Origin of the sequence: Pseudothauera rhizosphaerae (assembly GCF_004801305.1) — a bacterium.
Lineage (GTDB): Bacteria > Pseudomonadota > Gammaproteobacteria > Burkholderiales > Rhodocyclaceae > Pseudothauera > Pseudothauera rhizosphaerae.
The window spans coordinates 199,777-214,012 of sequence record NZ_SSOD01000001.1 but is presented as its reverse complement, the minus strand read 5'-3'; the positions used below and the strand labels follow the sequence as shown (position 1 = coordinate 214,012).

At 72.4% G+C, this 14,236-nt stretch carries 12 protein-coding genes; 8 read left to right on the top strand and 4 right to left on the bottom strand.

The features are described from left to right. Positions 1-5 precede the first annotated feature (5 nt). On the top strand, positions 6-905 hold the full coding sequence (fdhD, locus tag E6O51_RS01060) for a formate dehydrogenase accessory sulfurtransferase FdhD (RefSeq protein WP_136383113.1): 900 nt from the start codon (positions 6-8) through the stop codon (positions 903-905). 38 nt (positions 906-943) lie between these two features. Next, complete coding sequence (locus E6O51_RS01055; protein ID WP_136383112.1) at positions 944-1,777, top strand: formate dehydrogenase accessory protein FdhE; 834 nt, start codon at positions 944-946, stop codon at positions 1,775-1,777. A gap of 13 nt (positions 1,778-1,790) precedes the next feature. Here the strand turns inward: E6O51_RS01055 and E6O51_RS01050 are convergent, their stop codons facing one another. Beyond that, a complete protein-coding gene (locus E6O51_RS01050) occupies positions 1,791-3,815 on the bottom strand; it encodes a methyl-accepting chemotaxis protein (RefSeq protein WP_136383111.1) in 2,025 nt (674 codons plus the stop codon). Between the two features lie 344 nt (positions 3,816-4,159). On the opposite strand from E6O51_RS01050, the gene E6O51_RS01045 reads away from it, so the two are divergent. From E6O51_RS01045 to E6O51_RS01025, 5 genes are all read left to right on the top strand, one after another. Continuing rightward, positions 4,160-5,143, top strand: coding sequence for an aliphatic sulfonate ABC transporter substrate-binding protein (locus E6O51_RS01045; protein ID WP_136383110.1), 984 nt, complete (start codon positions 4,160-4,162; stop codon positions 5,141-5,143). A gap of 21 nt (positions 5,144-5,164) precedes the next feature. Next, positions 5,165-5,950, top strand: a complete 786-nt coding sequence (ssuC, locus tag E6O51_RS01040) for an aliphatic sulfonate ABC transporter permease SsuC (protein ID WP_136383109.1) — start codon at positions 5,165-5,167, stop codon at positions 5,948-5,950. Positions 5,951-6,136: 186 nt separating this feature from the next. After that, on the top strand, positions 6,137-6,922 hold the full coding sequence (locus E6O51_RS01035) for an ATP-binding cassette domain-containing protein (protein WP_136383108.1): 786 nt from the start codon (positions 6,137-6,139) through the stop codon (positions 6,920-6,922). Next, positions 6,922-8,316 carry an acylating sulfoacetaldehyde dehydrogenase gene (gene sauS, locus E6O51_RS01030; protein ID WP_136383107.1) on the top strand — a complete coding sequence of 465 codons (1,395 nt, stop codon included), beginning with the start codon at positions 6,922-6,924 and terminating at the stop codon, positions 8,314-8,316. Before E6O51_RS01035 ends, sauS begins: the two co-directional genes overlap by 1 nt. An 18-nt stretch (positions 8,317-8,334) precedes the next feature. After that, a complete protein-coding gene (locus E6O51_RS01025; protein ID WP_136383106.1) occupies positions 8,335-9,855 on the top strand; it encodes an AMP-binding protein in 1,521 nt (506 codons plus the stop codon). Here E6O51_RS01025 and E6O51_RS01020 read toward each other — a convergent pair. Genes E6O51_RS01020 through xsc form a run of 3 tightly spaced genes read right to left on the bottom strand, consistent with a single transcriptional unit; the run spans position 9,843 to position 12,435 of the window. After that, positions 9,843-10,253 carry a DUF6691 family protein gene (locus E6O51_RS01020; RefSeq protein WP_136383105.1) on the bottom strand — a complete coding sequence of 137 codons (411 nt, stop codon included), beginning with the start codon at positions 10,251-10,253 and terminating at the stop codon, positions 9,843-9,845. The genes E6O51_RS01025 and E6O51_RS01020 overlap by 13 nt on opposite strands. Beyond that, positions 10,250-10,699 (bottom strand): YeeE/YedE family protein, encoded by a 450-nt coding sequence (locus E6O51_RS01015; RefSeq protein WP_136383104.1) that lies wholly within the window; start codon positions 10,697-10,699, stop codon positions 10,250-10,252. The genes E6O51_RS01020 and E6O51_RS01015 overlap by 4 nt, the downstream gene beginning before the upstream one ends. 8 nt (positions 10,700-10,707) lie before the next feature. Then, positions 10,708-12,435: a sulfoacetaldehyde acetyltransferase gene (xsc, locus tag E6O51_RS01010; protein WP_136383103.1), complete on the bottom strand. Its 1,728-nt coding sequence runs from the start codon at positions 12,433-12,435 to the stop codon at positions 10,708-10,710. Positions 12,436-12,605: 170 nt separating this feature from the next. Here xsc and E6O51_RS01005 point away from each other — a divergent pair, with 170 nt between their 5' ends. Next, a complete protein-coding gene (locus E6O51_RS01005) occupies positions 12,606-14,228 on the top strand; it encodes a GMC family oxidoreductase (RefSeq protein WP_136383102.1) in 1,623 nt (540 codons plus the stop codon). Positions 14,229-14,236 lie beyond the last annotated feature (8 nt).

Here is a 14,236-nt window from a genome sequence, read left to right as displayed (position 1 = left end):
CACCGATGCTGACACCCGAGCAGAACCCTTTCCGTCCGGCGCCGCCGGACGACGAACTGCCCGCCGCCACCGCCCTGTGCGAGGTGCTGCGCAGCCGCCACGACGACACGGTGCAGGAGGAAGACCAGGTCATCGAGGAGGTGCCGGTGGCGCTGGCCTACAACGGCATCTCCCACGCGGTGATGCTGGCCTCGCCCGCCGACCTGGAGGATTTCGCCGTGGGCTTCAGCCTCGGCGAAGGCATCGTCGGGCACGCCGGCGAGATCCACGACCTGGAGATCGAGGCCGGCTGCCACGGCATCACCGTGGACATGACCATCGCCACGCCGCGCTTCCTCGCCCTCAAGGAGCGCCGCCGCAGCCTGGCCGGCCGCACCGGCTGCGGCCTGTGCGGCATCGACAGCCTCGCCGCGCTGGCGGCGCACGCCGCGCCGTCCGCGGTGCGCGATGCCGGCGCACGGCTGAACACGGCGGCCATCGACGAGGCCCTGCGCCAACTGCCCCACTGGCAACCGCTGCGCGAGCGCACCGGCGCCAGCCACGGCGCCGCCTGGGTGGATGCCCGGGGCAACATCCGCTGCCTGCGCGAGGACGTGGGCCGCCACAACGCCCTCGACAAGCTGCTTGGGGCGCTGGCGCGCACGGGCGAGGGGGCGCAGAGGGGGGGCGGGGGTTTCGTCCTCATCACCAGCCGCGCCTCCTACGAGATGGTGCAGAAAGCCGCCCGCGCCGGCGTGTCCGCCCTGGTGGCCGTGTCCGCCCCCACCGCGCTGGCGATCCGCCAGGCCCAGGCCGCCGGCCTGCTGCTGGTGGGTTTTGCCCGCGACGGCCGGCGCGTCGCCTACAGCCATGCCGAACGCCTCGACTGCACGCCGTCCGCGGTGGCCGCCCAGTCCTTCATGTGAGCGCCCGCGCTCCATCCTTCCATTCGAGACCCACACCGATGCTCGCCGAACAGACCCTGCCGTCCCGCATTGCGCCGCCCCTGCTGCTGGCGCCGCCGGCCGACCTCTTCATCCGCCGCGCCGCCCGCCTGCGCCATCTGGCGGCCGGCCACGCACTGGCGCCCTGGCTCGGCTGGCTGGCCGAACTGTGCACCGCCCAGCAGCAGGTGCTCGACCAGCTCTCCGTCGCGGCAGGCGCCGCCCCCGCGGCACTGCGGGAAGCGGTGCCGGCCGCCTATGCCGCGCTGCTGTCCGCCACCCCCGACGCCCCGCCCGCGCTCGCGCCCGAGGCGCTGGGCCGGCGCATCGAGCGCAACCTGCTGCTCGCCGCCGGGGAAGCCGTCGCGGCCGGGCGCGATCTCGACGACCTGGTGGTCGCCGCCGCCATGCAGGCGGTGTGGACCGCCGCCGCCCGCCGCGCGGGCGAACCCGCCGCCAACCCCTCCAACGCCGAATCCTGTCCCCACTGCGGTAGCGCCGCGGTCGGCAGCATCGTGCTCGCCGGCGACGGCAAGGAGGGCCTGCGCTACCAGGAGTGCTGCCTGTGCGCCACGCGCTGGAACGTGGTGCGCGCCCGCTGCACCCTGTGCGCGGACGGCGCCGTGGTGGATTACCTGAGCCTGGACGGCGGCAACGGCGCCATCGCCGCCGAGACCTGCGACCACTGCCACGGCTACGCCAAGATCTGCTTTGCCGCCAAGGATCGGGACGCGGACCCCTTCGCCGACGACCTCGCCACGCTGGCGCTCGACGTGCTGGTCGGCGAACAGGGCCACGCGCGGGCGGCGCCGAACCTCTTCCTGTGCGAAGGCGAGGTCGTCGCGCGGGACTGACCCGGGGGCGCCGTCACACCCGGAAGCGCTCCACCTTGGCGGTCAGGCTGGCCGCCAGGTCCTGCAGCGAGGTGGCGGTGCCGGCGGTCTCCCGCACCGCCAGGCTGTTCTCCTCCGCCATCTGCGCGATGCGCTCCACGTTGCGGGCGATCTCGGCGCTGGCGGTGCTCTGCTCGCGCAGGGCCGCCGAGATGTCGGCCACCGCCAGCAGCACCTCGCCGGCGCGCCCGCCGATCTGGCCCATGGACTCGCCGGCACGCTCGGTCAGGGCCATGCCGCCCTCCACCTGGGCCACCTCCGCTTCCATGCGCCTCACCGCCTGGTCGGTGCCCTGCTGGATGGACGCGGCCACCACGGTGATTTCCTCGGTGGCCCGGGCGGTACGTTCGGCGAGCTTGCGCACTTCGTTGGCCACCACCGCGAAGCCGCGCCCGGTTTCCCCGGCGCGGGCGGCCTCGATGGCGGCATTGAGGGCGAGCAGGTTGGTCTGGTCGGCGATCTCCTTGATCGCCCCTACCATGCCGCCGATGCTGCGGGCGCGCTCGCCCAGCTCGCGCACCACCGCCGCGGAGGTGTTGGCCTCGCGCACGATGCCGTGCATCTCGGCGGTGGAGCGCGCCATCACCCGCCCGCCTTCTTCCGCCAGCCGGCCGGACAGCTCGGCCAGTTCGTGGGCGGTGGCCGCATGGCGGCTGATCTCGTCGATGCCCACGGTCATCTGCTCCACCGCCGCGGCCATGCCGGAGGCGGCCTCGCTCTGGGTGCCGGAGCCGCCGGCCACCTGCTGCGCAGATACCGACAGCCGGGTCGATGCCTCGTCCACCTGGCGGGCGCCGCCCTGGATCTCGCCGATCAGCGCGGCCACGTCGCGGGCCATGGCGTTGAAGCGGTCGGCGACGTCGCGCAGCTCGTCGCGGGCGGAGAAGGCGACGCGGGCGCGGTAGTCGCCGCTCGCCAGGCGCTGCGCGCCCGCGCCCAGTTCGCGCACCGAGCGCAGGATGGACAGGTAGATGCCCGCCAGCAGGTAGGCCACCACCAGCAGGGCCGCCGCCGCGAGGGCGATGCCGGCCAGCATCTGCCGGTGCAGTTGCCCCAGGCGGGCGTCGAGCAGCGCCGCCAGGGTCGGATGGAACTGCCGCCGGTAGCCCTCCACCACCTTGTCGATGGCCGCGGTGCCGAGGGCGAAGAAATCCCCCGGCTGCATGCCGAAGCGGCCGCCCAGCAGTTCGCTGCGGATGGCGCCCGTGAAGGCGTCGAGGCCGGTGCCCACCTCGCCCAGGACGCGGCCGAGGCCGGCGGCCAGCGCCGGCGAGGCGGCCGCGGCGCGGTCCAGGCGGTCGCGCAACTGCCCGTGGCCCAGTTCCAGTTGCCCGGACAGCACGAGCAGCGCGTGTTCCTCCTCGCGGGTCATGGCGGCCCGCGCCATGATGCCCGTGCCGCGGGCGCGCAGGCGTCCGAGCTGCTCGGTGAGGTCCGGCACCGCATGCAGCATCACGCCGCCCAGCGCCACGCCCTCCGCATCCGGGTCCCGCGAGAGGCCGGAGACGTCGCCGAGGCGGCCCAGCCATCGGAGGAGGACTTCGATGGTCCCCGTGTGGCGGGTGAAGTTCTCCGCCGCGGTGAGGCTCAGGCCGTCGGCGGCGAGCGCTTCGAGCTGGCCGCGCACGCCCGTCCAGTCGTCCTGCAGCGGCCGCCAGCGTATGTCCGCCGCGAGCGCCCGCGACACCTCGGCGAGCGCCTCGCGCAGCGCCGCCGCTTTCTCCTCGCGCGGGGCCTTCAGCGCCGCGCTGCCCCCCAGCACGCCGGCCGAGAGGCCGCGGTGCTGCTGCGCCAGCAACAGCGCGTTCAGCGAGCGGTCCAGCAACTGCAGGCCGGCGACTTCGCGCTCGGTGGCGACGATGCTGTCGTTGAGCCTGCTGTACACCTGGTACAGCAGGGAGGCCGAGGCCAGTACGAAGACCAGGGCCACGAGCAGGAACTTGAAGGGGTAGCGCAACCTGTCGAGCAGCAGGATGGCCGGCGCGAAAAAGGTAGTCATGACATCTCCGGTGACGGTCCGCCGCGAACGGCAACGGCATTTACGGAAAGATGTCTCCTGCTGCCCTGCTTCCTTGTTCTTGTAGGCACGGCCGGATGCTGGGCTGCCTGCCGTGGGGCGTCATTGACTGGCATCAAGGCGCCCATGGCGCCTGATGGCCGGCGCTTCCGCCCGGTGCCGCTCCCGCGGGCGGGCGGATAAGGTTTGCAGATTTTCTTCGTTCTGCGCCCTCTAGCCCTTTCGTACTATCCATGGCGTCTTCGCTGGCGGACACCCGTCCGTTCCGGCGGGCCGGTCCGCCCGGTCCGGCGAGCTTCCATCCCCTTTCCAGACGGAGCGTCATCATGAGCAAACACACAATCAATCCGCTGCGCCGCAAGGTCCTGGGCGCGGCCGTGGCGGCCGGTGCGGCAGGCCTGGCGCTTCCCCTGCGGAGCTTCGCGGCGGGCGACGAAGTCCTGCGCATCGGCTTCCAGAAATCCTCCAGCCTGCTGATCATCCAGAAGGGCCAGGGCTCGCTGGAAAAGGCGCTGGCGCCGCTGGGCGTCAAGGTGCAATGGACCGAGTTCTCCTCCGGCCTGCCCATGCTGGAAGGGCTCAACGTGGGCAGCATCGACCTGTCCGCCGACGTGGCCGAGACGGTGCCGCTGTTCGCCCAGGCCGCCAAGGCCCAGCTCACCTACTTCGTGCAGGAAACCCCGTCGCCCCCGGCCCAGGCCATCGTGGTGCCGGACGAATCGCCGATCAGGAGCCTCGCCGACCTGAAGGGCAGGAAGGTCGGCTTCGCCAAGGCCGCCGGCGTGCATTACCTGACCGTGAAGGCGCTGGAGAAGGCCGGGCTGAAGTTCACCGACATCGAGGCCGCCTACCTGCAGCCCGCCGACGGCCGCGCCGCCTTCGAGAAGGGCGCCATCGACGCGTGGGCGATCTGGGACCCGCATCTCGCCAACATCCAGGGCAAGCGCAAGGTGCGCGTGATCGCCGACGGCAACGACGTGGGCGTGGCCTATCGCCGCTTCTACCTGGCCTCCACGCCTTACGCCAAGCGCCGCCCGGACGTGCTCGCCGTGGTCGCCGAGGAACTGCGCAAGACCGGCGAATGGGTCAAGAACAACCCCAGGGAAGCGGCCGCAATCCATGCCCCGCTGGTGGGCCTGGACCCGGCCACGGTGTCCGTGGTCAACGGCCGGCGCAGCTATGCCGTGCGCCCGGTGGACGACGTGGCGCTGGACGAGCAGCAGGTCATCGCCGACGTGTTCGCCCGCGAGAAGCTGCTGCCGGTGCGCCTGGACGCGCGCGCCAACGACGTGTGGAAGAAGTCCGCCTGAGGGCGGGCGGCGGGGGCGGGCATGAACCTCCAGCGCCATCCCCTGCTGTATGGCAGCATCCCCTGGGTGCTGCCGGTGCTGCTGCTCGCGGTGTGGGAGGCGGGCACCCGCGTCGGCTGGATCTCCGACCGGGTGCTGCCCGCGCCCTTCGCCATCGTGCAGTCCTTCGTCGCGCTGACCCTGTCCGGCGAGCTGTGGGGCCACCTGAAGACGAGCTGTTGGCGGGCGCTCAGCGGCTTCGGCATCGGCGCTGGGGTGGGCATCGTGCTGGGCTTCTGGACCGGCACCTCGCACCTCATGGAGCGCTTCCTCGACACCTCGGTGCAGATGATCCGCAACGTGCCCCACCTGGCGCTGACGCCGCTGGTGATCCTGTGGTTCGGCATCGGCGAGGAGGCCAAGATCTTCCTGATCGCCCTGGGCGTGATGTTCCCCGTGTACCTCAACACCTTCCACGGCATCCGCTCCGTGGACCGGCAACTGATCGAGATGGGCCGCGCCTACGGCCTGGACCGCTGGAAACTCTTCCGCGACGTGATCCTGCCCGGCGCGCTGCCCTCCATCCTGGTGGGCATCCGCTTCGGCCTGGGCGTCATGTGGCTGACGCTGATCGTCGCCGAGACCATCGCCGCCAGCAGCGGGCTGGGCTACATGGCCATGAACGCCCGCGAGCTGCTGCAGATCGACATCGTCGTGCTCGCCATCCTGCTCTACGCCCTGCTGGGCAAGCTGGCCGACTATCTCGCCCGGGTGCTGGAGGAGCGCTGGTTGCGCTGGCATCCGAACTACCAGCGCGCAGCCGGTTGAGATGAAACGACCTCCACGTCTCGAGGCTCGGCTCCCCTCTCCCCGACCCTCCCCCGCGAGGGGGGAGGGAGAAAACCCGTGCCCGGCTGGACGTCGCGGGAGCGAATCCCCCCTCTCCCCCTGCGGGAGAGGGGTTGGGGGAGAGGGGAGCGGCCGTGGGGGCCGCCACTGCTGGTGGCATCCGGCATGAAGATGAGCGAAACCGAGGAAGCCCGCCTGGGCGAGGCCGGCTCCGCCCACGGCGTGGCCGTGGACGCGCGCGCGCTGTGCAAGCGCTACGGCGCGCTGACGGTGCTGCACGAGCTGGAACTGAACATCGCCCCCGGCGAGTTCGTCGCCATCGTGGGGCGCAGCGGCTGCGGCAAGAGCACGCTGCTGCGCCTGCTCGCCGGGCTGGAGGCGCCGGACGGCGGCCGCCTCGAAGTCGCCGGCGAGGAGCGCCGCGGCCTCAGCGACCACACCCGGGTGATGTTCCAGGAAGCGCGCCTGCTGCCGTGGAAGACCGTGCTGGCCAACGTGGGCCTGGGCCTGTCCGGTGACTGGCGCACGAAGGCGCTGGACATCCTGACCCAGGTCGGCCTGGCGGAGAAGGCCAGCGAATGGCCCGCCGTGCTCTCCGGCGGCCAGCGCCAGCGCGTGTCGCTCGCCCGCGCGCTGATCCACACCCCCCGCCTGCTGCTGCTCGACGAACCCCTGGGCGCGCTGGACGCGCTCACCCGCATCGAGATGCAGAGCCTGATCGAGGATCTGTGGCGGCGCTACGGCTTCACCGCGGTGCTGGTCACCCACGACGTGTCCGAGGCCGTGGCCCTGGCCGACCGGGTGGTGCTGATCGAGGAGGGCCGCATCACGCTCGACCGCCGCGTGCCCCTGGCGCGCCCGCGGGAGCGCGGCAGCCCCGAGTTCGGCGCGCTGGAAAAGGAAGTGCTCCATCGCGTGCTCGGCCGGACCGCGCCGGGCGGAGAAGCCTGATGGCTGGGGGCATCGTCGCCGGACTGCTGGCCCGCGCCCGCGCCGCCCAGGCCCTGTTCGCCGACGCCGACCAGCGCCGCGCGGACACCGCCGCGGCGGCCGCGGCCTGGGCCATCCTGGAGCCGGCGCGCAACCGCCGTCTGGCGGAACTGGCCGTGCGCGACACCGGCTTCGGCGACGTGGAAGACAAGGTGCGCAAGAACCACCGCAAGACCCTGGGCCTGCTGCGCGACCTGCACGGCGCGGCGAGCGTGGGCGTGCTGCGGGAGGACCCGGCCCTGGGCCTCACCGAGATCGCCCGGCCGGTGGGCGTGGTGGCCGCGGTCACGCCCTCCACCAACCCGGCGGCCACGCCGGCCAACAAGGTCATCAACGCGCTGAAGGGGCGCAACGCCATCGTGCTTGCCCCCTCGCCCAAGGGCGCCTCCACCTGTGCGCTGCTGGTGGGCTACATCCGCCACGAACTGGAAAAGGCGAGCCTGCCGGCCGACCTGGTGCAGCACCTGCCGCCGCCGGGCTCCAAGGAGCAGGTGGCCGAACTGATGGCGGGTGCCGACCTGGTGGTCGCCACCGGCTCGCGGGCCAACGTGCGCGCCGCCTACGCCAGCGGCACACCGGCGCTGGGCGTGGGCGCCGGCAACGTGGCCGCCATCGTGCTGCCGGGCGCGGACCCGGCGACGACGGCGCGGCGCATCGCCGCCTCCAAGACCTTCGACAACGCCACCAGTTGCTCCTCGGAAAACGCCCTGGTGCTGGTGGGCGAGGCCGCGCAGCCGGTGCTGGACGCGCTGCAGGAGGAGGGTGCGGTGCTGCTGGACGCGGCGCAGAAAGCCCGCCTGCAGGCCACGCTGTTTCCCGCCGGCAGGCTGTCCGCCGAATGCGTCGCCCGCCCGGCCGCCGAGATCGCCGCGCGCGCGGGCCTGGAGGGCGAAGCCTTCCGCAACGCGCGCATCCTGCTGGTGGAAGAAGAGGGCGTGGGGCCGGATTTCCCCTTCTCCGGGGAAAAGCTCTCGCCGGTGCTGACCCTCTACCAGGTAGCGGATTTCGCCGCCGCCCGCGATCTGGTGGGGCGCATCTACGACTACCAAGGCAAGGGCCATTCGGTGGGCATCCACGGCGGCAGCGCGGACGAGATCCGCGCGCTGGCCGAGACCCTGCCGGTGTGCCGGGTGATCGTGGACCAGGTGCACTGCGTGGCCGTCGGCGGCGCCTTCGACAACGGCCTGCCGTTCTCCCTTTCCATGGGCTGCGGCACCTGGGGCGGCAACGGCTTCTCGGACAACCTCAACTACCGCCATTTCCTCAACGTCACCCGCATCGTCCGGCCGATCCCCGAACGCGTGCCGCGCGTGGAAGACCTGCTGGGGGAGTACTGGCGGGAGCATGGCAAGTGAGCGGGAAGTAAGCGGGAAATGAGCGGCGTGGACAGCCTGCGCGCGCTGCTGCACGCGCGTGCCGCAGCCCATCCGGCGCGGGTCTTCGCGCGCTTTCCCGAAAGCGGGCGGCAGATCGACTTCGCCGGCCTGCGCGCCAATGCCCTCGGCCTGGCCGCCGAACTGGCCGCGCGCGGCATCGCGCCGGGCGAGCGGGTCGCCTTCCTGCTGCCCAACGGCTATCAGGCGCTGAGCCTCTTCATAGGCCTGCAGGCCGCGGGTGCGGTGGCCGTGCCCCTCAGCCTGCTGGCCCAGGGCGCGCAACTGGCCCACGTGCTGGAGCATGCCCGGGTGCGGCGGGTGTTCGTCGCCCCCGATCTGGAAGAACGCCTGCGGGAAGCCCTGGCGCTGGTGGCGGACGGCGCCGCGATTCAAGTGACCACCCTGGACCCGGACGCGCCTGCGCCCTGGGACGGCACTCAGGCTGCCGCCTGGCCCTGGCCCGCGCCGGCCGCGGGGGACGACGCCCTGCAGATGTACACCTCGGGCACCACCGGCAAGCCCAAGGGCGTGGTGCTCAGCCACGCCAACCTGCTCGCGGGGGCGCGCTTCGTCAGCGAGGCCCATCGCCTCGGTGCGGACGACCGCGTGCTGGCGGTGCTGCCGCTCTACCACATCAACGCCCAGGTGGTCACCGCGCTCGCCCCCCTGTGGCACGGCGGCAGCCTGGTCATGCCGCGGCGCTTCAGCGTGCACGCCTTCTGGGAACTGGCGGAGGATCACGCCTGCACCTGGATCAACCTGGTGCCGACCATGATCGCCTACCTGCTCGCCGCCCCCGGGGCCGCCGCGCCCGACCCCCGCCTGCGCTTCTGCCGCTCGGCCTCGGCGCCGCTGCCGCCGGCGCAGCATCGGGCGTTCGAGCAGCGCTTCGGGCTGGGCATCATCGAGACCATGGGGCTCACCGAAACCGCCGCGCCCTGTTTCTCCAACCCCCTCGATCCGGCGCAGCGCCGCATCGGCAGCCCCGGCCGGCCCTGGGGCAACGAGGCGCGCATCGCCGACCCGCGCACCGGCGAGGTGCTGGGCGACGAACGGACCGGCGAGATCCAGGTCCGCGGCCCCAACGTCATGAAGGGCTACCACCGCGATCCGCAGGCCACCGCGCTGGCCTTCGCGGACGGCGGCTGGCTGCGCACCGGCGACCTGGGCCACCGGGACCATGAGGGCTACTACTTCGTCACCGGGCGCATCAAGGAGCTGATCATCAAGGGTGGGGAGAACATCTCGCCGCGGGAGATCGACGAGGCCCTGTTGCGCCACCCGGCCGTGCTGGAAGCGGCGGCCGTGGGCATTCCCGATCCGCTCTACGGGCAGGACATCGGCGCCGGCATCGTGCTGCGCGCGGATGCGCGCTGCGAGTTGGAGGAACTGCTGGATTTCTGCCGCGCCGAACTGGGCCCCTTCAAGACCCCGCGTGTCTTGCGCGTCCTCGCCGAACTGCCGAAAGGCCCGTCCGGCAAGGTGCAGCGCCTGCGTTTGCTGCCTTATTTCGACTGATCCCGCGCCGCTCCGCGCGCCAGCCAGCGCTCGGTGATCCACAGCCCGGCGAGCAGGGCGGGCAGCATGACCAGCGCGGCAGGGGAGAGGGCGCCGGCGGCGACCACCACCGGGCCGGGGCAGTAGCCGGCCAGGCCCCAGCCGAGGCCGAACAGCACGCTGCCGAGGATCAGGCGCCCGTCCGCCCTGCCTTCCCGGGCGAGCCGGCCGGTGGCGCGGAAACCGATGTGGGCCACGGCGATGGCGCCGGCCATCACCAGCGCGAGGGACGGGTCCCAGGCACCCGCGAAGTCGAGGAAAGCCAGCACCTTGGCCGGGTCGGTCATGCCGGAGACGATGAGCCCCACGCCGAACAGCAGACCGGCGGCCAGCGCCCCCAGGGTTTCCCGCGCCTTCATGCGCCGGCCCCCGGCACATGGCGCACGGCGAACACCACCAGCCCCGCCGTGCCCATGAACACCGCCACCGCCCACAGGGAGCGCAGGGACAGGCGGGCCAGGCCGCACACGCCGTGGCCGCTGGTGCAGCCGTTGGCGAGCCGGGTGCCGATGCCGACCAGCAGGCCCGCCACGATCAGGCGCGGGTAGTCCGCCGCCGACCAGTGCGTGCCGACGAGCGGCCATTGCGGCGCCAGCGCGCCCACCAGCCAGGGCGCGGCCAGCAGGCCGGCGACGAAGGCGATGCGCCAGGCGGAAAACCCGTCGCGCCGCGCGAAGCCGGCGAGGATGCCGCTGATGCCGGCGATGCGTCCCGCGCTCCACACTAGCAGTGCGGCGGCCGCGCCGATCAGCAGCCCGCCGGCCAGCGCGGACCAGGGGGTGAAGACCTGCCAGTCCACAGTCATGGCGGGTTTCAGCCGCGTGCGCTGTAGGCGGCGTACTTGGGCAGCAGGCGGCGCGGCGGCTTGAAGGCGTCGCGGCGGAAGGGGTCGCCCAGGGCGCGGGTCAGGCGCAGGTTGATGACCGTGGGGCGGTTGGAGGCGATGGCGGCGCGCAGGGCGTCGCCCACCTGGTCCTCGTGCTCCACGGTGATGCCGTGGCCGCCCATGGCCCTGGCGACTTCGGCGAAGTTGGGGTTGGCCAGTTCGGTGCCCAGGAAGCGGCTGTCGAAGTAGTCGATCTGGTTGCGCTTCTCCGCACCCCACTGGGCGTTGTCGAACACCACCGCCACCACCGGGATGTTCTCCCGCACGCAGGTCAGCACCTCGGCCAGGCTCATGCCCCAGGCGCCGTCGCCCACGTAGGCGATGGAGGGGCGGTCCGGGCGGCCCACCTTGGCGCCGATGGCGGTGGGGAAGGCGTAGCCGCAGTTGCCGAAGCTCATGGCGGCGAAGAAGGAGTTCGGCGCGTCGAACTGCAGGTAGCTGTTGGACACCGAGCACACGTTGCCGATGTCGGTGGCCACCATGGCGTCGGCCGGGCGGGCGCGGGCCAGCGCGGCGAGCGCGCGGCGCGGGTCGACGCGGCCCGCTTCGTTGGCGCCGGCCTGGGCGTCGAGTTCGGCAGCCCAGGCTGCACGCTCGGCGGCGATTTCGGCGATGCGCGCGACGTCGGGCGCGCGGGCGGGCAGTTCGGCGGTGATGGCCTGCGCGGCGGCGCGGGCGTCGCCGTGGATGCCCAGGGCAATCTTCTTCACCAGGCCCAGGACGCGGGCGTCGGCATCCACCTGGATGATCTTCGCCTGCGCCGGCCAGTAGTCCAGGCCGTACTGCGGCAGCGTGCCGAAGGGCCCCAGCCGGGTGCCCAGGGCGAGCACCGCGTCGGCCCTGGCGAGCAGGCGCATGGCGGCTTTCGAGCCCTGGTAGCCGAGCGGCCCGGCGGCCAGCGGGTGGCTGGCGGGGAAGCTGTCGTTGTGCAGGTAGGAATTGACCACCGGGGCGGACAGGCGCTCGGCCAGCGCGGTCAGTTCGGCCACGCCGCCGGCCATGGCCACGCCGCCGCCGGCGATGATGACGGGGAACTTCGCCTCAGCGAGCAGGCGGGCGGCCTGGCGGATCGCCCCGGCGTCGCCGGGGCCGCGGTCCACCTTGAAGGGGCGGGGGATCTCGGTCTCGATCTCGCCGTAGAAGTAGTCGCGGGGGATGTTCACCTGCACCGGGCCGCGTTCGAGCTGGGCGTAGTGGAAGGCGCGCCCGGTGAGTTCGGCGATGCGCGCCGGGCTGTTCACGTGGGTCTGCCACTTGGTGATCTTGGAGAAGATCGGCAGTTGCTCGGTTTCCTGGAAACCGCCCAGCCCGGCGGTGGCGCTGCCGGCTTCCGGGGTGATCGCCACCACCGGCGAGTGCGCCCAGTAGGCCGCGGCGATGGCGGTGACGAAGTTGGTGATGCCCGGCCCATTCTGCGCGATGCACACGCCGTGGCGCCCGGTGGCGCGGGCGTAGCCGTCGGCCATGTGGGCGGCGTTCTGCTCGTGGGCCACGGAGATGAAGCGGATGCCGGCGAGCGGGAAGAGGTCGTGGGCGTCCATGTAGGCCGAGCCGACGATGCCGAACACGTCGGTGACGCCCTGCGCCACCAGGGTCTCGACGAACGCCTCGGAGGGCGTCACGCGCTGCCTGCCTTCGTATACGGATGCGGACATCTTTCCAGGCTCCCGAGCCATGCAAAAGGCGGAAGTCTAGGCAGGGGTGCGGGGTGCCGGAACGAAGGAAAAGTGCGTAGCTAAGACGAATTAGTGCATGAAGCGGGCGGGGGCATTGCTTAGAGTGGGCCCCTTGTTTCAGGGGCCGGCCCCTGAATGGAGAGAACGGTTTGAGTGACGAAACCTGCGACTACGTCATCGTCGGCGGCGGCACGGCCGGCTGCGTGCTGGCCGAGCGCCTGTCGGCCGGCGGGCGCTTCGGCGTGGTGGTGCTGGAGGCGGGGCCGGCCGACCGCTCGCCCTGGATCCACCTGCCCATCGGCTACGGCAAGACCATGGTGCACGAGGAACTGAACTGGGGCTTCCACAGCGAGCCGGAGCCCTTCCTCGACCAGCGCCGGGTATATACCCCGCGCGGGCGCTGCCTGGGCGGCAGCAGTTCCATCAACGGCCTGATCTATATCCGCGGCCAGGCGGCGGATTTCGACGCCTGGGCGCAGGCGGGCAATCCCGGCTGGGCGTGGAAGGACGTGCTGCCCTACTTCCGCCGCGCGGAAGCCAACGTGCGCGGCGAAGACGAATGGCACGGCGGCAACGGCCCCGTACACGTGGACGACATCGGCGAGCGCCATCCGCTGATGGACGCCATCGCGGCCGGCGCGCGGGAACTGGGCGTGGCCCACAACCCGGATTTCAACGGCGCCGCGCAGCAGGGCGTGGGCTATTACCAGCTCACCAAGCGGCGCGGCCTGAGGGTATCGGCGGCCACCGCCTACCTGCGGCCGGCGCGGCGGCGGGCCAACCTGCGCGTCGTCACTGGTGCCCACGTGGGCCGCATCGAGTTCGACGGCGGGCGCGCCACGGGTGTGCGCTACCGCCGCGGCGAGCATGAATTCCGCGTCAACGCGCGGCGCGAGGTGATCCTCGCCGCCGGCGCGCTGCAGACGCCGCAACTGCTGCAATGCTCGGGCGTGGGTGATTCCGGGCTGGTGTCCGCGCTGGGCGTGCCTCTGGTGCATCACCTGCCGGGGGTGGGCGAGAACCTGCAGGACCACCTGCAACTGCGCCTGATCTACCGCGTGGCGCGGCCCATCACCACCAACGACGACCTGCGCACCCTGCACGGCCGGCTGCGCATCGGCCTGCGCTGGCTGTTCGCGCGCAGCGGGCCGCTGGCGGTGGGCATCAACCAGGGCGGGCTGTTCGTGCGCGTGCTGGCCGAATCGGCGTCGCCGGACGTGCAGTTCCACTTTGCCACCCTGTCCGCCGACACGGCCGGCGGGCAGGTGCATCCCTGGTCCGGGTGCACCTTCTCCGTGTGCCAGTTGCGTCCGCGCTCCCGCGGCCACGTGCGCGCGCGCAACGCCTCCACGCGCCATGCGCCGGCCATCCTGTTCAACTACCTGGAGCATGAGCTGGACCGCCGCGCCGCGGTGGCCGGCATCCGCTTCGCCCGCCGCCTGGCCGCCACCGCGCCGCTGCGCGAACTGCTGGAAGGCGAATACCGCCCCGGCCCGGAGTGCGCGGACGAGGACGAGGCCCTGCTCGCCTTCGCCCGCGCCCACGGCCAGACCATCTTCCACCCGGTGGGCACCTGCCGCATGGGCGACGACGAACTGGCGGTGGTGGATGCGCGCCTGTGCGTGCACGGCCTGGCCGGGCTGCGGGTGGTGGATGCCTCGGTGATGCCGACGCTGGTCTCGGGCAACACCTGCGCGGCCACGGTGATGATCGCGGAGAAGGCCGCGGACCTGATCCTGGAGGACGGCGCCGCTTCGCGGGCGGCCGCATAAGCAAAGCA

Bases quoted from the DNA above. Each gene is read 5' to 3' on its own strand.
- fdhD (WP_136383113.1), top strand. From the start codon at position 6: ATGCTGACACCCGAGCAGAACCCTTTCCGTCCGGCGCCGCCGGACGAC.
- E6O51_RS01055 (WP_136383112.1), top strand. From the start codon at position 944: ATGCTCGCCGAACAGACCCTGCCGTCCCGCATTGCGCCGCCCCTGCTG.
- E6O51_RS01050 (WP_136383111.1), bottom strand. From the start codon at position 3,815: ATGACTACCTTTTTCGCGCCGGCCATCCTGCTGCTCGACAGGTTGCGC.
- E6O51_RS01045 (WP_136383110.1), top strand. From the start codon at position 4,160: ATGAGCAAACACACAATCAATCCGCTGCGCCGCAAGGTCCTGGGCGCG.
- ssuC (WP_136383109.1), top strand. From the start codon at position 5,165: ATGAACCTCCAGCGCCATCCCCTGCTGTATGGCAGCATCCCCTGGGTG.
- E6O51_RS01035 (WP_136383108.1), top strand. From the start codon at position 6,137: ATGAAGATGAGCGAAACCGAGGAAGCCCGCCTGGGCGAGGCCGGCTCC.
- sauS (WP_136383107.1), top strand. From the start codon at position 6,922: ATGGCTGGGGGCATCGTCGCCGGACTGCTGGCCCGCGCCCGCGCCGCC.
- E6O51_RS01025 (WP_136383106.1), top strand. From the start codon at position 8,335: ATGAGCGGCGTGGACAGCCTGCGCGCGCTGCTGCACGCGCGTGCCGCA.
- E6O51_RS01020 (WP_136383105.1), bottom strand. From the start codon at position 10,253: ATGAAGGCGCGGGAAACCCTGGGGGCGCTGGCCGCCGGTCTGCTGTTC.
- E6O51_RS01015 (WP_136383104.1), bottom strand. From the start codon at position 10,699: ATGACTGTGGACTGGCAGGTCTTCACCCCCTGGTCCGCGCTGGCCGGC.
- xsc (WP_136383103.1), bottom strand. From the start codon at position 12,435: ATGTCCGCATCCGTATACGAAGGCAGGCAGCGCGTGACGCCCTCCGAG.